Raw genomic sequence first — 18,895 nt, forward strand, 5'->3', positions numbered from 1 at the left:
CCCAGCACCAACCGACACAAAGACCAGATGGTAATGCAATGGGTGTGAGATTAAACCGGACAGCAGTGGGCTTGTCCGAGGATCTGCCCATGTTGAAGGTTGGGATTCGTCAGACCCTCGGCACAAGGCCGAGGGTGACGGTGGAGCGTTTAGAGCACGGTGGCGAATTCCAGGCGTGATAACGGCCTACTTCGGAACTGTCCCATTCAAAGCAAGTGCATTGCCCGCCAGATAGAGCGACCCCCCAATCAAAATCCGCGGTGCGGGTTTTCCGGGCGCAAGGCGTTTTGTCAGTTCTTCCAACGCTTCCTCAATCGACGATGTCGGGGCGGCGACCAGTCCGGCATCGAACACGGCATGTGCCAGCACCACGGGGTCGATGGCGGCATCCGTGCCGTGGATTGGCACCGTGAAGACATATTGGGCGATATCCGCAAAGGCCTTGAAATAGCCGACTTGGTCCTTGGTGTTGATCATACCGGCGATGAGGAACAGCGGGCGCGCCTGCTTTTCCTCGAAACCGGCCATGGCTTCGGCAATGACCTCACCGGCACCGGGATTGTGTCCACCATCGATCCAGATTTCCGCACCGGGCGGTGCAAGTTCGACAATCTTGCCTGTCGTGATGCGTTGCAGACGGCCTGGCCACTCGACCGAGGCCATCGCCTTTTCGATCATCCGATCCGTGACCTCGAAGCCTGCGGCCTTGACGGCGCGGATGGCGGCGGCAGCGTTAGCGAGCTGGTGGCGACCGGGAAGGCGCGGCAGCGGTGCATCCACCAGGCTGAACTCATCCTGGTAGACCATACGGCCAAATTCTTCATGGGCGGAATAGTCCTGCCCGTAAACCGCTGTCGGGCATTTCTTGCGCTCAGCGGTGTTCACCAGCACATCGAGGGCGGCATCATATTCCTGATGGCCGATGACGACGGGTGATCCTGTTTTCATGATCCCGGCTTTTTCCGCAGCGATCAGTTCGACGCTATCGCCGAGATAGGCCTGATGGTCGAGCGAAATCGGCATAATGACCGAGACTGCCGGGTTGCTGATGACATTGGTTGCATCGAAGCGCCCGCCAAGGCCAACCTCGATAATGGCGACATCGGCTGGATGTTCAGCAAACAGAACGAAAGTGACGGCTGTAAGGATTTCAAAGACGGTAATCATCTGCCCGTCATTGGCAGCGGCCACGCGCTCCAGCGCATCGGCCAGAACCGCGTCTTCGACATAGCGGCCTTTTTCGCCACGAATGCCGAGGCGGTAGCGCTCGTACCAGTTGACCAGATGCGGAGATGTATGGACGTGAACGCCGAGACCCGCCGCTTCCAGAATCGCGCGGCTGAAGGCCGTTACCGAACCCTTGCCGTTGGTACCGGCCACATGGATGACGGGCGGCAATCTTTTGTGCGGATTGCCGAGTTTTTCCAGAAGGCGGGTGATCCGGTCCAGCGAAAGATCAAAGCCCTTGGGGTGTAGCCCCAAGAGCCGTTCGATGATCCGTTCTGCCTCGCTGTGGGCAGGCGTCGTCATATCCGTCATCAGCCCCTCCGGAGCCAGTCGTGACAGGCGTCAGGCGGAAGCAGCCAGAGGCAAAACGTCCGTCGCTGTGTTGGCAGGTGCCTTGGTCAGAATTTTGAACAGGCTAGCCAGCGTATCGGGAATCTCGCGCCGATCCACGACCATATCGACCATGCCGTGATCCAGCAGATATTCCGATGTCTGGAAACCTTCAGGCAGCTTTTCGCGGATCGTCTGTTCGATGACGCGTTTGCCCGCAAAGCAGATTTCGGCACCGGGCTCTGCAATATGCACATCGCCCAGCATCGCATAGGAAGCGGTCACACCACCCGTTGTCGGGTTGGTCAGCACGACGATGTAAGGCATGCCTGCTTCTTTCAGCATGTTGACCGCAACCGTGGTACGCGGCAACTGCATCAGCGAAAGGATACCTTCCTGCATGCGCGCACCGCCAGATGCCGGGAACATGACGACCGGGCAACGTTCGGAAATGGCGCGCTCGAACGCCTTGACGATGGCCTCACCTGCGGCAATGCCGAGTGAGCCGCCCATGAACTGGAACTCGTGCACGATGGCGACGATCTTCAGGCCCTTGAGCTTGCCGACGCCTGCAAGGATCGTGTCTTCCTGCTCGGTCTTGGTACGGCTGTCACGCAGACGGTCGGTGTATTTCTTGGAATCGCGGAACTTCAGCGGGTCCTGAGCCACCTTCGGCTGCGGCAGGGCTTCGTATTCGCCACCGTCAAAAAGGTCTTCAAGGCGCGCCTTGGCAGGCATCTTCATGTGGAAACCGGAAGCAGGAATGACCCACTTATTTTCTTCCAGATCCTTGTGAAAAACCATCTCGCCCGTTTCCGGGCACTTGATCCAAAGGTTTTCCGGGGTATCCCGGCGGCCAAGCATGGAGTTGATCCGAGGCCGTACGTAGTTGGTGATCCAGTTCACGTCTAATACTCCTGACTATCTGCGCTGAACCAATTACTCGGCAGCGGCAAGGCGCGATGCACGCACGCCCGTTGAAAGTCCCTTTACCAGTGTTGTCACGGAGGGAACAGTGTCATTGGTGGCCTTACCATCCTTAGTCAGGCTTCCGGCGATCTGGTTGACGATGGCGGAACCCACCACCACGCCATCGGCAACAGCACCGATTGCGCGGGCATGATCCGCCGTCTTGACGCCGAAGCCCACACAGACAGGAAGGCCGGTATGCGATTTGATACGCCCGACAGCGCCGGAGATCAACGATGGATCGGGCAAAGCCGAACCGGTAATGCCGTTCATCGAGACGTAATAAACAAAACCTGAGGTATTTTTAAGGACGGCAGGCAGGCGTTTGTCATCCGTCGTCGGCGTTGCCAGACGAATGAAATTGATGTTCCGCTCAAGCGCCGGAACGCAAAGCTCGTCATCCATCTCAGGCGGAAGATCGACCACGATCAGGCCATCGATGCCAGCGGCCAACGCTTCATCCAGAAACCTTTCGACGCCATAAATATAGATCGGATTGTAGTATCCCATCAAAACGATCGGCGTTGCGTCGTCACCCTTGCGAAACTGACGCGCCAGATCGATCGTCGTTTTCAGCGTCTGTCCGGCTTTCAACGCGCGCTGACCGGCCATCTGAATGGCGGGGCCATCGGCCATCGGATCGGAAAACGGCATGCCGAGTTCGATCACATCGGCACCGGCTTCCGGCAATGCCTTCATGATGCCCAGCGAGGTTTCGAAATCCGGATCGCCACCCATGAAGTAAGTGATCAGAGCCGGGCGGTTTTCAGCGCGCAGATCGGCAAAGCGCTTGTCCATACGTGCAGTCATGATTACGCCCCCATTTCCAGAAGCTTAGCGACGGTGAAGATATCCTTGTCGCCGCGGCCAGACAGGTTCATCAGGATGATCTCATCCTTGCCCATGGTTGGCGCCCGCTTGATGACTTCTGCCAGAGCATGGCTCGGCTCGAGTGCCGGGATGATGCCTTCGAGGCGTGTCAGCATCTGGAATGCGTCCAAAGCTTCGTGGTCCATGATCGGCACATATTCCACGCGACCGATATCGGAAAGCCAGGAATGTTCAGGGCCAATGCCGGGATAGTCGAGACCGGCAGAGACGGAGTGACCTTCCTTGATCTGGCCATCCTGATCCTGAAGCAGATAAGTGCGGTTACCGTGCAGAACACCCGGCGAACCGGCGGTGATCGACGCGCAATGTTCTTCGCCGGAGAGGCCCTTGCCGCCCGCTTCGACGCCGACGATCTTGACGCTTTCATCATCCAGGAAGGGATGGAAAATGCCGATGGCATTCGAGCCGCCGCCCACGGCTGCAATAACGAGATCCGGCAGGCGGCCTTCGGCCTCCATCATCTGCACCTTGGCTTCATCACCGATGACGGACTGGAAATCACGAACCATTTCTGGATATGGATGAGGACCGGCAGCGGTGCCAATCAGATAATAGGTATCATCGACATTGGTGACCCAGTCGCGCAGCGCCTCGTTCATGGCGTCCTTCAGCGTACCGTGGCCAGCCGTGACGGGCACGACTTCCGCGCCCAGAAGCTTCATGCGGAACACGTTCGGTGCCTGACGCTCCACATCGGTCGCGCCCATATAGACCACGCATGGCAGACCGAAGCGGGCCGCGACCGTGGCCGAGGCAACGCCGTGCTGGCCGGCACCGGTTTCCGCGATGATGCGGGTCTTGCCCATGCGCTTGGCCAGCAGGATTTGGCCGAGGCAGTTGTTGATCTTGTGCGAACCGGTGTGGTTAAGCTCTTCGCGCTTGAAGTAAATCTTTGCGCCACCCAATTCGGCGGTCAGCCGTTCGGCGAAATACAGCGGGCTGGGACGACCGGTATAATGTGCGCCCAGATGCTTCAGCTCGGCCTGGAATTCGGGATCGGTTTTCGCCTTGTCCCATTCCGCCTGCAGCTCGAGAATAAGCGGCATCAACGTCTCGGCAACGAAGCGGCCTCCGTAAATACCGAAGCGTCCGTCCTCATCGGGACCGGCGCGGAACGAGTTGGGTTTCAGCGTTTCGTTCACTCTCAAACTCCCTGCGGCCTTGCCGATCGAACCGCATCGAAAAATGCGTCGATCATGGCCAGATCCTTGACACCCGGCGCGCTTTCGACGCCGGAAGATGCATCTATTCCCCTCGCCCCGGTTTCTTCCAAGGCTTCAGCGATATTGTCTTTGTTCAACCCCCCGGAAAGCATGTAATCCACGCCTTCGTCAAGAGAGCGCAACAAGGTCCAGTCGAAGGACACGCCATTGCCGCCGGGCAGATCGGAACCCGCTGGCGGCTTGGCATCGAACAGAAACTTGTCGGCTATCCCTATATAGGGATCGATTTTGGCAAGATCATCGGCGTCGCGTATGGAAAACGCTTTCATGACCGGCAAACCAAAGACGGCCTTGACGTTCAGCACCCGCTCAGGCGTTTCGCTGCCATGCAGCTGCAAAATGTCTGGCTTCAGGAGATCGATGATTTCATCCAGCTCGTCATTGTCGGCATCGACGGTCACGGCAACGATCTTGACACTGCCACGCACGGCATCGGCCAGCTTGCCTGCAATGTCAGGCTCGATATTGCGCGGGCTCTTTTCGAAGAAGATGAAGCCGATATGGCTCGCGCCACGTCTCACGGCCCGCTCGATAGCGTCCGCAGATTTCAATCCGCAAATCTTGATATCCGGTGTCATGGCCTTCCTCATGAATTGCGAGGTGCCATGAAACAGGCGTCGAGTCGAGCCAAATCGAAACAGGCATGCGGACGGAGCGAATGTTTCACGTGAATCCAAACCATTTTGAAAGGATTTACTCGAAATCGATTGCGTGGAGTTGTGATCCGTTGCGCTTCAACCAGGCCTTAGAGGCTTCGGTATGGGGGCAGAGCTTCTCGCACAGCGCCCAGAATTTCGGCCCGTGGTTCATTTCCCGCAGATGCGCGACTTCATGCGCCGCCAGATAATCGATGACAGTTTCCGGCGCCATGACGATGCGCCACGAGAAGCTGAGATTGCCCTCATGCGAGCAGGAGCCCCAGCGGCTGCGGGTGTCTTTCATGGAAATGGAGCGCACCGGCTTGCCCACTGCCTTGGCATGAAAGGCCACTAGCCGTTCCAGATCGGAACGCGCTTCCTTCTTGAGAAAAGTTGCGATACGGCGGCCCATATGTTCCGGAGATCCGCTGACCCGAAGAACCGCCTCATCTTCGGCATTCTTCGCCAGCTGCGTCACGCCGCGCAATGTGCCTGTGTGTTCGATGCGATGCGCCACGCCCCGGATGGAGATTATGCCGCCATCTCGCATGCTGCCTTCTTCTGAAAATTTGGAGAGCTTGGCTTTTAGCCAGCCATTGTGCCGCTCCAGAAAGTCATCCACTTCGCGGTGGTGAAGACCGTAGGGAATGGTCATCTTCAGCGCTTTGCCACCCGGTTCAATGCGAAGGGTGATGCGGGTAGCGCGCTGATTTTCCTTGATGGTGATGGGCAGGCTGCGCCCACCAACGTCCATCCTACGCTGGGAAGGCATAGCTTTGCCGGGTGCCGGAGATTTTGGGGACTTTCGGAGAAGCGAAAACATCGCCCTTCATAGCGATTCGCGCCGGAAAAAGCTATCTGTCCTGCTAGGCAGTCCGCTCGTGCTTATGAAAGAACTCCAGCATACGCGGCACGATCTCGCGGCGGAACCGCGAGCCGTTGAACACACCGTAATGTCCGACATCCGGCTGCATGTAATGCTCCCGTTTGTCCGCGGGAATATTCGCGCAGATATCATGGGCGGCCTTGGTCTGGCCTACGCCGGAAATATCGTCATTCTCCCCTTCTACGGTAAACAGCGCGACCCGTTTGATAGCGGCGGGATCGACCGCCCTGCCCCGATGCAGCATTTCACCCTTGGGAAGAGCGTGTTCGATGAACACCGTCTCCACCGTCTGGAGATAAAATTCGGCGGTCAAATCCATCACCGCCAGATATTCGTCATAGAACTCGCGATGCTTCTCTGCGGAATCACCGTCATTCTTGACGAGGTTCAGGTAAAAATCTTTATGCGCGGTCATATGCCGGTCGAGGTTCATCGACATGAAGCCGGAAAGCTGAAGGAAGCCGGGATAGACCGTGCGGCCAAAACCCGGCTGCGGCCATGGCACCTGCATCACCACATTGTCGCGAAACCAGTCGATGGATTTTCCCTTGGCCAGTTCGTTGACGGCGGTGGGCTTGATACGCGTGTCGATCGGACCACCCATCAGCGTCATGGATGCCGGTGCAAAGGCATTTCCATCTACTTCCATGACAGACACCGCAGCCAGAACCGGAACGGATGGCTGACAGACAGCAACGACATGCACGCCCTCGCCCATGTGATGCAGCATATCGATGACGTAGGAAATGTAATCATCAAGATCAAAGCCGCCTTCTGTCATCGGCACGGTGCGTGCATCCAGCCAGTCGGTGATGTATATTTCGGCAGACGGCAGCAGTGCTTCTACAGTTCCACGCAGCAAGGTCGCGTAATGGCCGGACATGGGGGCGACCAGCAGGATCTTGGGGTCCGCCTTGCGGCCCAACGGCAAGTCTCGCTTGAAATGGACGAGATTGCAGAAGGGTTTCGCCCAGACTGTTTCTTCCTGAACGGCGACCAGCTGATCATCGATCATGGTGGAAGACAGCCCGAAGGCGGGTTTTCCGTAGCGCCGGGTCAGACGCTCGAACACTTCAAAACTCGCATCCAGACTGCGCCCGAAGGCGGTGTTGGACAGCGGGTTCATGGGATTGTTGCAGGCCTGACGCATAAGATCGGCACTGGCACGCAGCGGCGCCATGGCCGCATGGTTCATTTCATAAAGCTGATAAAACACGAATGAACGCCTCCCGTCGTTGATCGCAGTCTTTTTTACAGGATAGCATCTTTTCGCAGTTGCACAAAATGCAGAAAGCGCCAGCGGTTTCCCGATGGCGCTTCGATAGCGGGAGCAGAGGTGGAAAACCTCTCAGTGACGCATTGACTTAGACATCAGCAACAAAGGTCTGCTTCTGGCTGCCCAGACCCTCGATCCCCAGTTCCACGACGTCACCCGCCTTCAGGAAGCGTGGTGGCTTCATGCCGAGGCCGACGCCGGGCGGGGTGCCGGTGGAAATAACATCGCCCGGACGCAGGGACATGAACTGGCTGAGATAGGACACCACATTGGCGACGCCATAGACCATGGTCTTGCTGGAACCGTTCTGCATGGTTTCGCCATTGACCTTCAGCCACATGCTGAGATTTTGCGGGTCGGTGACTTCATCCTTGGTCACGAGCCATGGGCCGATCGGGCCGAAAGTGTCGCAGGATTTGCCCTTGGTCCACTGGCCTTGCCGCTCCGACTGGAAGGCGCGTTCCGAAACGTCATGGGAAACACAATAGCCGGCAACGTAATCGAGAGCGTCCGCTTCGGAGACGTATTTTGCGGTCTTACCGATCACCACGCCGAGTTCGACTTCCCAGTCGGTCTTTTCCGAACCGCGTGGAATGACGACATTGTCGTCAGGACCGACGATGGCGGATGTCGCCTTCATGAAAATGACCGGCTCAGGCGGCACTTTCGCGCCGGTTTCTGCCGCATGGTCCGAATAGTTGAGGCCAATGCAGATGAACTTGCCGGTACCGGCAACGCAGGCGCCGATGCGGTCATCCGAAAGAACCGGCAGCGTGGAGAGATCGATGGCTGCGATCTTCTTCAGGCCCTCAGGCGAAATCGCCTCGCCGCCAATATCCTTCACATGCGCTGAAAGATCACGGACCTTGCCATCTGCATCCAGAATGGCTGGCTTTTCCTGGCCCGGCTGGCCGACGCGCATCAATTTCATGGAACTCTCTCCCGGTTATCATACAAGATTATGCATATATGAACGAACTATTTATCCTTGTCACCCCTTCTAGCTTTTACAGGCGGAAGGTTTCTTTGTGTCGTTCGAGCCCGCGACATCTATTTGGCGGGTTGTTGATGCAAAATTGTGGCACAGTCCGCTTTGAACCATCCATATGGAACTGAAAACTGTCGAGGAGATGAAATGACCCACAGCAACAACCGCCAGTCCGAATATCCGGTCGAACCTCTGTTTCTGGATCGCTGGTCGCCGCGCGCATTCGATGGCAAGTCGATGCCGAAAGAGCATTTGCTGACGATCCTCGATGCAGCGCATTGGGCACCTTCTGCGTCCAACCTGCAGCCATGGCGCTTTGTTTACGCCCATAAGGGCAGCGCGGACTGGGAGAAGTTCGTTGGCTTACTGATGGAGGGCAATCAGGTCTGGGCGAAGAACGCGTCAGTTCTGCTTTTCATCATTTCGCGAAGCTATAGCGTTTCCCGCGAGGGCGAGAAGAAGCCAGCACCAACCCATTCCTTCGATGCTGGTGCGGCGTGGTTCTCGCTCGCCGTGCAGGCCCATATGCTCGGCTATCACACCCACGGCATGGCCGGTATTTTCAAGGACAAAATCGTTGAGACTTTGAATGTGCCAGAAGGCTATGTGGTCGAGGCAGCTGTCGCGATTGGCACGATGACGGACCGGAGCACCTTGCCGGACAATCTCGCGGAACGTGAAGTGCCGAGCAACCGGCTGCCGCTGGCCGATGTTGCCTTCGAGGGCAGCTTTACAGGCAAGGCGGACTGAAAATCACTCGCCTAGTCCAGGACAGACAAAAGGCCCGATGGAGTATCCATCGGGCCTTTTGTTAAAATTCTGTTTCACGTGAATCGTCTTTTGCGACGATCCACAGGCAAACATTAGATATCGAGGTTGGCGACGCTCAATGCGTTTTCCTGAATGAAGTCACGGCGCGGCTCCACCTCATCGCCCATCAAGCGTGCAAACAGGCTGTCGGCGTCGGTCGCGTCTGGAATCTTGACCTGAAGCAACGAGCGCACATTGGCGTCGAGCGTGGTTTCCCACAGCTGTTCGGCATTCATCTCACCAAGACCCTTATAGCGCTGCATCGACAGACCCTTGCGGCCTGCTGCAAAGATCGCGTCGAGAAGCGAACGTGGGCCCGAAATCGTCAGCGTACCATCCTTGCGCTGCAGCACCGGTGGCGTTTTGTAGACGTCACCCATGCGGGTCGCCAGCTGGTCGATATGGCGTGCGTCTGCGGAGCCCATGAGGCCCATATCCAGCGTCGAGACTTCCTTGACGCCGCGCACCATGCGCCAGAAACGCAGGCCGCCATCGTTTAGGACTTCACCGGCCCAGCCGCGCTCGGTTTCCTCGGCAATCATGTCAAGACGACGCGCCACTTCGGCAACGGTTGATTCAGCCTTGCTGGAATCGGCGGAAAGTTCAGGGTTCAGCGCGCCAGCAATGGCCGCCTGCTCCACGATGGAACGGCTGTAGCGGGAATGAAGGCTGTCGATCAGCGTGCGCATGCGCACCGCATCGAGAATGACTTCACGCAAATCTTCACCGACACGGACTTCGCCGGAACCGAGGGTCAGCGATGCTTCCTCGATGCCCATGGAAATCAGATATTCTTCCAGCGCCTTTTCGTCCTTCAGATACTGCACGGACTTGCCGCGCGTGACCTTATAGAGCGGTGGCTGGGCGATATACAGGTGTCCGCGTTCGATCAGTTCAGGCATCTGACGGAAGAAGAATGTCAGCAGCAGCGTGCGAATATGCGCGCCGTCGACGTCAGCATCGGTCATGATGATGATCTTGTGATAGCGCAGCTTGTCGGCGTTGAATTCGTCCTTGCCGATGGATGTGCCGAGTGCGGTAATTAGCGTGCCGATTTCCTGGCTGGACAGCATCTTGTCGAAACGGGCGCGTTCCACGTTGAGGATCTTGCCGCGCAGCGGCAGAATGGCCTGCGTTTCACGCGAACGTCCCTGCTTGGCAGAACCACCAGCAGAGTCACCCTCGACGAGGAAGACTTCGGACTTGGCCGGATCTCGCTCGGAGCAGTCAGCCAGCTTGCCGGGCAGAGAAGCAATATCGAGTGCGCCCTTACGGCGGGTCAGTTCACGCGCTTTTCTGGCGGCTTCGCGGGCAATCGCCGCTTCCACGACTTTGCCGACGAGGATTTTGGCTTCGCTCGGATGCTCTTCGAACCAGGTGCTCAGCGCTTCGTTGACGAGGTTTTCAACGGCAGGCCGCACTTCCGAGGAAACGAGCTTGTCCTTGGTCTGCGAGGAGAACTTCGGGTCTGGCACCTTGACCGACAAAACAGCGGTCAGGCCTTCACGGCAATCTTCACCCTGAAGGGAAACCTTTTCCTTCTTGGTGATGCCGGAACTATCCGCATAGGAGGTGACCTGACGCGTCAGCGCGCCTCGGAAGCCGGCCATATGCGTTCCGCCATCGCGCTGCGGAATGTTGTTGGTGAAGCAGAGCACATTCTCGTGGTAGCTGTCGTTCCACCACATGGCGACTTCGACGGTGATGCCGTCCTTCTCGCCCCTGATGGCAACCGGCTTGTCGACCAGCGGCTTCTTGGCGCGGTCCAGATAACGCACGAAGGCTTCCAGACCACCGTCATAGGTCATCTCTTCCTGCTTGATATCCGAATGGCGCTTGTCTGTCAGAAGGATGCGCACGCCGGAGTTCAGGAAGGCGAGTTCGCGAAGGCGGTGTTCCAGCGTCGCGTAATTATATTCGGTCATGGTGAAAGTGTCGGAGCTGGCCAGGAAGGTCACTTCCGTGCCGGAGCGTCCTTCGTAATCACCAACGATCTTCAACGGGCCATCGGCCACGCCGTGGGTGAAGGTGATTTCGTGAACCTTGCCGTTGCGGCGAATGCGCAACTTCAGCCAGACAGACAGAGCGTTGACCACCGAAACGCCCACGCCGTGCAGACCGCCGGATACCTTATAGGAATTCTGGTCGAACTTACCGCCCGCATGCAGCTGCGTCATGATGACTTCGGCAGCCGAGACGCCCTCGCCCGTGTGGATATCCGTCGGGATACCACGACCGTTGTCGGTTACCGTCACGGACCCATCGGCATTGAGTGTGACCGTGACCAGATCGGCGTGACCGGCCAATGCTTCATCGATGGCGTTGTCCACGACTTCGTAGACCATGTGGTGCAGACCGGAACCATCGTCGGTATCGCCGATATACATACCGGGGCGCTTGCGCACAGCATCGAGGCCTTTCAAGACCTTGATGGAATCGGCTCCATAGGCTGCACTGGCGGCGTTTTCGCTCGACGATGTTTCAGTCATAAGCACTCTTTCCAAATGTGTCTGTCGCAGCGCGTCCAAATGAGACGGCGCGGCAGCGAATCACTTTTAATCTGACGTGTGACTATAGAAATTCCGCTTCGATATCCAAAGTCCGCAAGCGCCAAAACCCTGCATAAAGCAGGGGATAGCGAGGGTTTCAATCGCAAGAACGGCTTTTTTGCAGCACGGCTGCCAATTCATCTATCACACTTGGCGCCAGCTTGCGAATATCCCGGGCCAATCCGTTTGCCAGAGCCGTATATTCCTTCGGCAAACCCGCCGTATCGATTACCACGCGCGGGTCGGATGCACCCGCCAGAGAGAACAATTCATCCGCCTCGTCCCAGATGATGTTGAAATATCCGGCAATGCGCTGAAGAAGATTGAAGCTGGGCTTGCCGCGTTTTCCGTGTTCCAGCGCCGAGAGATAGGCAGGCGATACGCCGATGGCGAGCGCCATCTGCTTCTGCGACACGCCCTTTTTTTCACGAAGACCACGAACGGCTTCCGCAAAGGGCGTCATGACGTATCTCCCCGTCGTCTTGCCAGGCGCACGTAAAGCGCGCCATCTCCACCATGGTTCATTGATGCGTCTTCGTAGGACGAGATGAGATATCGATATTCCGGCTTGGAGAACCACATCGGCACCGCTCTTTTCAGAGCGCCGTCACTGCCCATGGATCGGCCTTTGCCAGTGATGACAAGAACATGCCGCAGGCCCCGTTCATGGGCGCGAATGAGAAAATCCAGCAAAACCGCATGGGCTTCACTCTGGAACATGCCGTGCAGATCGATCCGCGCTTCGAGCGGTAATCGTCCACGGGTCAATTTGCGTTTGACCGGCTTTTCCATCGGGCTGTGAAGGCGCTTCTTTTCCGCATCCGTGGCCAGAGGCTGGGATACCGTCTCAACGATCATCTGCGGGAAAGGCGGAATGATCTTGGCTGCTTTCGGTGCGGGCTCCGGCTCGACTTCAGCTTCCAGCGCTTCGAAGGCAAGCAAATCTTCGACACGACCGGAAATCAGCCGGGTCGTTCTGGCGACCTTGCCCCATAAGATACGCTCATCCTTGCCGAGTTTGCGGCCGCCCTTCATTACCGATACCTTTCCGCCGCCTCACGCGGAATCAGTATATAAAAATCTGCATCATTGCGCACGGTGCCCGCAAGCTCTCCTGCCTCATCGCCCGATCCGGTAAAGATATCGCCGCGCGCCGGCCCGACAATGGCCGATCCCGTGTCGAGCGCCAGCAACAGCCGCCCGAAGGGTTGACCGCCATCCAGATGGGTCAGGCTTTGCGAAGCGATATAAAATGGAAAACCAAATGTGTGGATCAGCCGATCCACCGCAAGCGACCTGCCCGCGATCAACGGCACCTTGGCAGCCGCAATCGGCCCGAGTTCAAGGCCATCCACATCGGCCTCGCGGAAGAAAATGTAGGACCGGTTATGCCAGAGAACCTCATCCACCTGTTCGGGATGGTCTCTCAGCCACTGGCGGATGGTCTGCATGGAGATAGTGGCGGGGTCGAGTTCACCCCGATCCAGCAAGAGGCGACCCACAGGCGAAAACACATGGCCTGCTTTTGCAGCATAAGTAATCCGCTTGATCGTGCCATCAGCGTAGCGAAGACGTGCAGCACCCTGCACATGGACGAAGAACAGATCGACCTTCGATTTGGCCCAGGCGATTTCAAGCCCCCGCCCTTCGAGATAGCCGCGGTCGATTTCACCTCTATCGGGGTAATGGGAAATCTTCCCGTCCCGCAGCAAACCGAAGGCATAATAGGGATCGATCTCTTCCGGCCGATTGGCGTCATCGAGATCGATCAAATCATCCGGGCGGCGATAGATCGGATATTTCCAGACAGCATCCGGCGAAGCGGATACCTCTAGCTCAGGCTCGTAAAACGCGGTGACAAAACCGGTTTTGCCAGATGAAGGAGATATTTTGAAAGGCAGACACTGCTCTTCGAAGAAGTTGCGGGCTGTTGCCGCATCGGAGAAATCCAACTGTTCAGCCTTTTCAAAAAAGGCGACAAGTTCTTCGGCGGTCAGACCCAGCGAGCCGGTGCGGTAAGGCTTGCCTTTGCGCATATGCGCCAGAATGGAATGCATGGCCGGAAACAATGCGGAAGGGTCGTCCGTCTGCCAACCCGGCAGCTCAGCGAACGACACCTCCTTGAGTTCGAAATTCCGGCCAGCGCTGGTCATTGCTCGGATTCGGTCGCAATCAGCTTCCAGTTCGGATCGCGTGAACGGATATCGCGCGAGAAGGTCCAGATGTCATCGACCTCGGAGACATTTTCGGCATCGCCGTCGATCAGCTTGCCTTCCTTGTCGTAGGTCGCGGAAATCAGCTGGCTGATGATGCGAAGGGTGATCTGCTCTTCGGAATCGCGAATGCTGGCATGGGTGATATCGATTTTTTCCGTGCCGACGAATGTGGATTTAACCACCTCGCCACGGCCTTCACGCTCCGTGATCGCCGCATTGAAGCCGTCATAGACTTCCTTGGACAGAAGATTTTTGAGCGTCTTGCGGTCGCCATCGGCAAAAGCCATGACAATCATCTCGTAAGCCATGCGCGCGCCGTTCAAAAACTCCTTCGGACGGAACGAAGGATCGGTTTTGGTCAGTTCACGCAGCGAATCATTCAGCGCGGAGCCGACAGGAGAAATGGCATCAATTTCCGCAAAACGGTTTTCTTCTTCGCCCTCACCACGACGCGGTAAGGTAACGACCTTGTTATCATCGCCTGCGCCGGATTTGGCGACATCGCGGGGGCTGTAGGGGTCGATTGGGGGCTTTTCATTGCCGGTACGACGGCCAAGGACACTGCGCAACTGAAGAAAAATCAGCACTGCAGCCACAAGAAAAAACAATGTTATAAAGTCGCTTGAGCCCATCTTTTACCGAAACCGCCATTTAAATCCAATTTTCTACACATCATATAGTCTGCATCTGCTCATCATTCAAACAGGCAGATTCAATCGCCGGTCTCCAAACATGGCCAGTTTGGCGATATGATGGGTATTCAGGCACCGGATGACACGGAAAACGCTTCTGCATTTTCGTTTCGGTGAACAGATTTTCGACAGCTTGGAACGGCACCCTCAGCATCTCGCCAGCAACTGGATGAATGCAGGCGGGCTTCAACAACACAAGGCAGGACTTATGCGTTTCTCACTCTTACCCGTCATCGTCCTTTTGATGCCGATCCTGGAAATTGCCGGCTTCATCGTCGTTGGCAAGGCTCTGGGCGTGTGGCTGACGTTGGCGCTGATCCTGCTCACATCCTTTCTCGGCCTCGTCATTCTGAGATCCGGCGGTCTTGGCATGGTGCGCAATCTTCAAAATGCCAGCCGGACCGGTGCAGAGCCTGCGGAAGCGATGATCAGTGGCGGCATGCGGGTTATCGCCGGTATTCTTCTGTTTATTCCCGGCTTCATTACCGATGCGATTGGCCTTCTGTTGCTGATCCCAGGTTTCAGAAAGCTCATCTGGAAAGCCATTGGCCCACGGATCGTGGTTGCAAGCTCCTTTAGGGGACAGGGTTTTCGTCCAGGCCCGCAGCGCGATGCGTCTTCCAAGGTTGTCGATCTGGATGAGGACGACTTTCATCGGGAAGGGTCGGGACATTCGCCCTGGTCGCAGAACCGGGATGACCGCGACCTGCCAAAACCCTGACCTGCCCCTCTATATCAAAGGGTTGTAAGCCTATTGTCGAGATGATAGACGGGCTTCCAAGAATTCAATCCGCGAGGACATATTATGACCACTGAAAACGGTGCGCAGGAAGGTGCAAACCCCTCCCTCAATATTCTGACCCAGTACACCAAGGATTTGTCGTTTGAAAATCCAGGCGCTCCACGGTCGTTGCAGGCACGCGATGGCGCACCTGCCATCAACATCAATGTCAACGTCAATGCGAACCCGATTTCCGGTTCCGACTTCGACGTCGTTCTGACGCTGAATGCAGAAGCCAAGGATGGCGACAAGGTTCTGTTCGTTGCCGAACTGGTTTATGGCGGCGTTTTCCGCATCACTGGTTTCCCGCAGGAACACATGCTGCCGGTTCTCTTCATCGAGTGCCCGCGCCTTCTGTTCCCCTTCGCACGCCAGATCATCGCAGACGTCACCCGCAACGGCGGCTTCCCGCCATTGATGATCGACCCGATCGATTTCTCGCAGATGTTTGCGCAGCGCGTTGCCGAAGAACAGGCCCGCGCCAAGGTTCAGGCCGTTCCGAACTGATCTGCCAAAATTTTTTGATGAAGAACCCGGGTCAAGAGCCCGGGTTTTTTATGGGCGGAATTTGTTGAGCATTTTATCTTACGAATGCCAACCGCACTGTTCGAAGAAAACCCGCGGGGCCTAACTCCGTTACTGTCACCCTAGTGCTGGTATTTATTCCAGATCGCCTTATCGCCCATCGCCAGAACCAGTTTGCCATGGGCTGCTGCCGTTTCCGCGTCCAGCCGTGACGGCAAAGGTCTGGATCTCACCAAAGCCTCTAACGGCACATCATCGACGGTCTCATTGACCTGCGATTTCACGGTAGAGCCGAACCCGAGCGCAGTCTGGCGACCACCGATCATCTCGATATAAACTTCGGCCAGAAGTTCGGAGTCGAGCAACGCGCCGTGCTTGGTCCGGTGTGAGTTGTCGATGCCATATCTGCGGCAGAGCGCATCGAGCGAATTCGGACCCATCGGATGTTTTCGACGGGCCATGGACAGCGTATCGGTCACCATTTCCGGCGAGACCGGTTCGATGCCAAGCCGCCCAAATTCCGCATTGATGAAACCCATATCGAAGGTCGCATTATGCGCAACCCAGCGAGCACCCTCGAAAAAGTCGCGGATCTCCTGAACAACCTCCTCAAATTTTGGCTTGTCCAGCAGGAATTCATCCGTGATGCCATGCACAGCCAGCGCATCCGGGTGAACCTTGCGGTCGGCGGGGTTGATGTAAATATGGATAGTCCGGCCAGTCGGGAAGTGATTGAAGAGTTCGATGCCGCCGATTTCGATGATGCGGTCGAACTTCGATTCCAGGCCGGTGGTTTCCGTATCGAATATGATTTCGCGCATCGTCAGACCTTCTCTTTTCGCTCGAATCTCAAGGCAGCGAGAACGGCTTTCACCTGCACCCGCGCCTCTTCAATTCCCCGGCCGGTATCGATGATGAAATCGGCCCTGCGTCTCTTTTCCTCGTCTGGCATCTGCCGCGCAAGGATCATCTGAAATTTTTCTTCCGTCATCCCGGGCCGAGACATAACCCTTTGCCTCTGGATGTCCGCATCACAGCTGACAACCACGATCTTATCGACGCGGCTTTCTGCGCCGGTCTCGAACAAAAGGGGGATATCCAGCAAGGCGAATTCTGCGCCTCCCTGCCGCTCATGATCCAAAAACACATGCTGCTTTTTCCGCACCAGGGGATGAACGATCTGCTCGAGCTTTTCGAAATTAGCCGGATTCTGACGTAAGGCTTCACCCAGCCTTTGACGGTTGACCTGGCCGTTTTCGGTCGTACCGTTAAAAGCCTCCTCGATCAGAGCCACCGCCTCACCCGTATAAAGCTGGTGAACGACGGCATCGGAATCACAGACCGCAACGCCATCTTCCTCAAACAGCTTCGCCGTCGTGGATTTTCCCATACCTATCGATCCGGTGAGCCCGATGGTAATCATCCGTGCTTTTCCATATCGGCAATAATGAGGTTTCTCAGTTCTTCATCCACTTCAGGCGATTTACCGAACCATTTTTCAAAACCGGGTTTGGCCTGATGCAAGAGCATGCCTAGACCATCGACAACGGGAAAGCCCTGTTGCTCTGCCATTTTGAGAATGGGTGTTTTGAGCGGAACGTAAACGATATCCGTTACCACTGCATCTCGGCTCAGCTTTGAGAAATCGATATGCGGCGTTTCGCTGCCATCCATACCAAGAGATGTCGTGTTGACGAAAAGCCCAGCATTTGTCGAAACCTCGTCCAAGGCCCCCATGGAATGGGCAAAGACATGGTCGCCGAACCGGTCGCGCAATTCTTTTGCACGGGCTACGGTTCTGTTGACGACGTGAATTTCAGAAATGCCGCGATTGCGCAGCGCCTGAATGATAGCGCGGCTCGCGCCGCCAGCGCCCAGAACCACAGCCTTATCCGTCTTGTCCCAACCGGGATGCCGCGCATCAAGATTGGAGACGAATCCGTAGCCGTCGGTATTCGTCGCGCAAATCTGGCCATCTTCCAGCCACAGCGTGTTGGCTGCGCCCAGTTCCTGCACGATTTCGTCAGGCCTGTCTGCCAATCGGTAGGCGGATTCCTTATGTGGGATCGTAACGTTGCCGCCGACGAAACCGCTTTCGCCGGATTTCAATGTCGCAACGAAATGCGCGAAATTGTCAGGCGATACCGCGACGGCGTGATAGGAGCCTTTAATGCCGAAGATTTTCAGCCAATGACCATGGATCAATGGAGAACGAGAATGCTTGATGGGGTAGCCGGTGACGAAGGCTTTGATGGTTAATGTTTCACGTGAATCAACCATCGATCAGGCCCAATTCGCGAAGTTTCGTTAACAGTGACAGCAGCGGCAGACCCAGAATGGTGAAATAATCCCCTTCAATATCGGTGAAAAGCTGAATGCCCTCCCCTTCCAGCTGATAGGCGCCGACGCTGGACAGCACTTTCGGTCCAACCCGCTCCAGATGTCTGTCGAGAAATTCCGCGTCCAAGTCCCGCACGGTGAGATCAGCGAGAGTGACGACGTCCCAGATGATCTTGCCGTTTCTGGCCAACGCGGCACCGCAATTCAAACGGTGGGTCTTACCGGAAAGTGACATGAGGTTGGCGTGGGCCTCCACCATATCTTTTGGTTTGTGATAAATCCTATCGCCAAGCGACATGGTCTGGTCGCAGCCCAGAACGACAGCATCTGGATAAATCGCACTGACGGCCAGCGCTTTTGCCTTGGCAAGTTCGACCGCGATCCTGTCCGGTGATGCACCATCTCTCTCGAGCTTCGCATCGATAGCACGCTCATCGATTTCGGCGGGTTTAGCGGTAAAGCTCAGTCCAGCATTGCGCATCAGCATTTGCCGGGATGCGCTGGAAGAAGCAAGGATCAGGTCTGGTCTCATCAACCATGGTCTCCGAACAGGG

20 protein-coding genes are annotated in these 18,895 nt (G+C 56.6%); 3 read left to right on the forward strand and 17 right to left on the reverse strand.

Annotated elements, in window-relative coordinates; genetic code table 11:
- Positions 1–186: 186 nt before the first annotated feature.
- The 8 genes from ABUK73_RS22395 to ABUK73_RS22430 form a co-directional block, all read right to left on the reverse strand.
- The gene (locus tag ABUK73_RS22395; RefSeq protein WP_113087485.1) at positions 187–1,530 is read right to left on the reverse strand and encodes a bifunctional folylpolyglutamate synthase/dihydrofolate synthase; all 1,344 of its coding nucleotides are present in this window, start codon (positions 1,528–1,530) and stop codon (positions 187–189) included.
- 39 nt (positions 1,531–1,569) lie between these two features.
- Positions 1,570–2,463, reverse strand: a complete 894-nt coding sequence (gene accD / locus ABUK73_RS22400) for an acetyl-CoA carboxylase, carboxyltransferase subunit beta (RefSeq protein WP_353579188.1) — start codon at positions 2,461–2,463, stop codon at positions 1,570–1,572.
- A gap of 33 nt (positions 2,464–2,496) precedes the next feature.
- Complete coding sequence (gene trpA, locus ABUK73_RS22405; protein ID WP_353579189.1) at positions 2,497–3,336, reverse strand: tryptophan synthase subunit alpha; 840 nt, start codon at positions 3,334–3,336, stop codon at positions 2,497–2,499.
- Between the two features lie 2 nt (positions 3,337–3,338).
- Entirely contained in the window at positions 3,339–4,559 is a 1,221-nt protein-coding gene (gene trpB / locus ABUK73_RS22410; protein WP_353579190.1) for a tryptophan synthase subunit beta, read from the reverse strand.
- 2 nt (positions 4,560–4,561) lie between these two features.
- Positions 4,562–5,218 carry a phosphoribosylanthranilate isomerase gene (locus ABUK73_RS22415; RefSeq protein ID WP_353579191.1) on the reverse strand — a complete coding sequence of 219 codons (657 nt, stop codon included), beginning with the start codon at positions 5,216–5,218 and terminating at the stop codon, positions 4,562–4,564.
- Between the two features lie 115 nt (positions 5,219–5,333).
- Positions 5,334–6,101, reverse strand: coding sequence for a M48 family metallopeptidase (locus ABUK73_RS22420; protein WP_353579192.1), 768 nt, complete (start codon positions 6,099–6,101; stop codon positions 5,334–5,336).
- 43 nt (positions 6,102–6,144) lie between these two features.
- Positions 6,145–7,380, reverse strand: coding sequence for a polyhydroxyalkanoate depolymerase (locus ABUK73_RS22425; protein WP_353579193.1), 1,236 nt, complete (start codon positions 7,378–7,380; stop codon positions 6,145–6,147).
- A 148-nt stretch (positions 7,381–7,528) separates the two neighbouring features.
- Positions 7,529–8,371 (reverse strand): fumarylacetoacetate hydrolase family protein, encoded by an 843-nt coding sequence (locus ABUK73_RS22430; RefSeq protein WP_353579194.1) that lies wholly within the window; start codon positions 8,369–8,371, stop codon positions 7,529–7,531.
- A gap of 204 nt (positions 8,372–8,575) precedes the next feature.
- On the opposite strand from ABUK73_RS22430, the gene ABUK73_RS22435 reads away from it, so the two are divergent.
- On the forward strand, positions 8,576–9,178 hold the full coding sequence (locus ABUK73_RS22435) for a nitroreductase family protein (protein ID WP_353579195.1): 603 nt from the start codon (positions 8,576–8,578) through the stop codon (positions 9,176–9,178).
- Positions 9,179–9,291: 113 nt separating this feature from the next.
- On the opposite strand, the gene ABUK73_RS22440 is transcribed toward ABUK73_RS22435, so the two are convergent.
- The 5 genes from ABUK73_RS22440 to ABUK73_RS22460 all read right to left on the reverse strand — a co-directional run bounded on the left by ABUK73_RS22440 (position 9,292) and on the right by ABUK73_RS22460 (position 14,635).
- On the reverse strand, positions 9,292–11,727 hold the full coding sequence (locus ABUK73_RS22440; RefSeq protein ID WP_353579196.1) for a DNA gyrase subunit B: 2,436 nt from the start codon (positions 11,725–11,727) through the stop codon (positions 9,292–9,294).
- Positions 11,728–11,884: 157 nt separating this feature from the next.
- Entirely contained in the window at positions 11,885–12,250 is a 366-nt protein-coding gene (locus ABUK73_RS22445; protein WP_113087369.1) for a helix-turn-helix domain-containing protein, read from the reverse strand.
- Positions 12,247–12,822 carry a Smr/MutS family protein gene (locus tag ABUK73_RS22450; protein WP_353579197.1) on the reverse strand — a complete coding sequence of 192 codons (576 nt, stop codon included), beginning with the start codon at positions 12,820–12,822 and terminating at the stop codon, positions 12,247–12,249. The genes ABUK73_RS22445 and ABUK73_RS22450 overlap by 4 nt, the downstream gene beginning before the upstream one ends.
- Positions 12,822–13,940, reverse strand: a complete 1,119-nt coding sequence (mltA, locus tag ABUK73_RS22455; protein WP_353579198.1) for a murein transglycosylase A — start codon at positions 13,938–13,940, stop codon at positions 12,822–12,824. Before mltA ends, ABUK73_RS22450 begins: the two co-directional genes overlap by 1 nt.
- Positions 13,937–14,635 (reverse strand): Tim44/TimA family putative adaptor protein, encoded by a 699-nt coding sequence (locus ABUK73_RS22460; RefSeq protein WP_353579199.1) that lies wholly within the window; start codon positions 14,633–14,635, stop codon positions 13,937–13,939. The genes mltA and ABUK73_RS22460 overlap by 4 nt, the downstream gene beginning before the upstream one ends.
- A 268-nt stretch (positions 14,636–14,903) precedes the next feature.
- On the opposite strand from ABUK73_RS22460, the gene ABUK73_RS22465 reads away from it, so the two are divergent.
- Complete coding sequence (locus tag ABUK73_RS22465; RefSeq protein WP_353579200.1) at positions 14,904–15,416, forward strand: FxsA family protein; 513 nt, start codon at positions 14,904–14,906, stop codon at positions 15,414–15,416.
- A gap of 84 nt (positions 15,417–15,500) precedes the next feature.
- The gene (gene secB / locus ABUK73_RS22470; protein WP_111841287.1) at positions 15,501–15,983 is read left to right on the forward strand and encodes a protein-export chaperone SecB; all 483 of its coding nucleotides are present in this window, start codon (positions 15,501–15,503) and stop codon (positions 15,981–15,983) included.
- Between the two features lie 140 nt (positions 15,984–16,123).
- On the opposite strand, the gene dnaQ is transcribed toward secB, so the two are convergent.
- From dnaQ to ABUK73_RS22490, 4 genes are read right to left on the reverse strand one after another with little or no spacing between them, the layout of a single operon-like run.
- The gene (gene dnaQ, locus ABUK73_RS22475; protein ID WP_353579201.1) at positions 16,124–16,822 is read right to left on the reverse strand and encodes a DNA polymerase III subunit epsilon; all 699 of its coding nucleotides are present in this window, start codon (positions 16,820–16,822) and stop codon (positions 16,124–16,126) included.
- A gap of 2 nt (positions 16,823–16,824) precedes the next feature.
- Positions 16,825–17,424, reverse strand: a complete 600-nt coding sequence (gene coaE, locus ABUK73_RS22480; protein ID WP_353579202.1) for a dephospho-CoA kinase — start codon at positions 17,422–17,424, stop codon at positions 16,825–16,827.
- Positions 17,421–18,281 carry a shikimate dehydrogenase gene (locus ABUK73_RS22485; protein WP_353579203.1) on the reverse strand — a complete coding sequence of 287 codons (861 nt, stop codon included), beginning with the start codon at positions 18,279–18,281 and terminating at the stop codon, positions 17,421–17,423. The genes coaE and ABUK73_RS22485 overlap by 4 nt, the downstream gene beginning before the upstream one ends.
- A complete protein-coding gene (locus ABUK73_RS22490) occupies positions 18,274–18,873 on the reverse strand; it encodes a Maf-like protein (protein WP_353579204.1) in 600 nt (199 codons plus the stop codon). The genes ABUK73_RS22485 and ABUK73_RS22490 overlap by 8 nt, the downstream gene beginning before the upstream one ends.
- Positions 18,874–18,895: the final 22 nt, after the last annotated feature.

The organism is Agrobacterium vacciniicorymbosi (assembly GCF_040427045.1).
In the GTDB taxonomy this organism is placed as follows: domain Bacteria; phylum Pseudomonadota; class Alphaproteobacteria; order Rhizobiales; family Rhizobiaceae; genus Agrobacterium.

Bases quoted from the DNA above. Each gene is read 5' to 3' on its own strand.
- ABUK73_RS22395 (WP_113087485.1), bottom strand. From the start codon at position 1,530: ATGACGACGCCTGCCCACAGCGAGGCAGAACGGATCATCGAACGGCTC.
- trpA (WP_353579189.1), bottom strand. From the start codon at position 3,336: ATGACTGCACGTATGGACAAGCGCTTTGCCGATCTGCGCGCTGAAAAC.
- ABUK73_RS22415 (WP_353579191.1), bottom strand. From the start codon at position 5,218: ATGACACCGGATATCAAGATTTGCGGATTGAAATCTGCGGACGCTATC.
- ABUK73_RS22420 (WP_353579192.1), bottom strand. From the start codon at position 6,101: ATGTTTTCGCTTCTCCGAAAGTCCCCAAAATCTCCGGCACCCGGCAAA.
- ABUK73_RS22430 (WP_353579194.1), bottom strand. From the start codon at position 8,371: ATGAAATTGATGCGCGTCGGCCAGCCGGGCCAGGAAAAGCCAGCCATT.
- ABUK73_RS22435 (WP_353579195.1), top strand. From the start codon at position 8,576: ATGACCCACAGCAACAACCGCCAGTCCGAATATCCGGTCGAACCTCTG.
- ABUK73_RS22440 (WP_353579196.1), bottom strand. From the start codon at position 11,727: ATGACTGAAACATCGTCGAGCGAAAACGCCGCCAGTGCAGCCTATGGA.
- ABUK73_RS22445 (WP_113087369.1), bottom strand. From the start codon at position 12,250: ATGACGCCCTTTGCGGAAGCCGTTCGTGGTCTTCGTGAAAAAAAGGGC.
- ABUK73_RS22450 (WP_353579197.1), bottom strand. From the start codon at position 12,822: ATGAAGGGCGGCCGCAAACTCGGCAAGGATGAGCGTATCTTATGGGGC.
- mltA (WP_353579198.1), bottom strand. From the start codon at position 13,940: ATGACCAGCGCTGGCCGGAATTTCGAACTCAAGGAGGTGTCGTTCGCT.
- ABUK73_RS22460 (WP_353579199.1), bottom strand. From the start codon at position 14,635: ATGGGCTCAAGCGACTTTATAACATTGTTTTTTCTTGTGGCTGCAGTG.
- ABUK73_RS22465 (WP_353579200.1), top strand. From the start codon at position 14,904: ATGCGTTTCTCACTCTTACCCGTCATCGTCCTTTTGATGCCGATCCTG.
- secB (WP_111841287.1), top strand. From the start codon at position 15,501: ATGACCACTGAAAACGGTGCGCAGGAAGGTGCAAACCCCTCCCTCAAT.
- dnaQ (WP_353579201.1), bottom strand. From the start codon at position 16,822: ATGCGCGAAATCATATTCGATACGGAAACCACCGGCCTGGAATCGAAG.
- coaE (WP_353579202.1), bottom strand. From the start codon at position 17,424: ATGATTACCATCGGGCTCACCGGATCGATAGGTATGGGAAAATCCACG.
- ABUK73_RS22485 (WP_353579203.1), bottom strand. From the start codon at position 18,281: ATGGTTGATTCACGTGAAACATTAACCATCAAAGCCTTCGTCACCGGC.
- ABUK73_RS22490 (WP_353579204.1), bottom strand. From the start codon at position 18,873: ATGAGACCAGACCTGATCCTTGCTTCTTCCAGCGCATCCCGGCAAATG.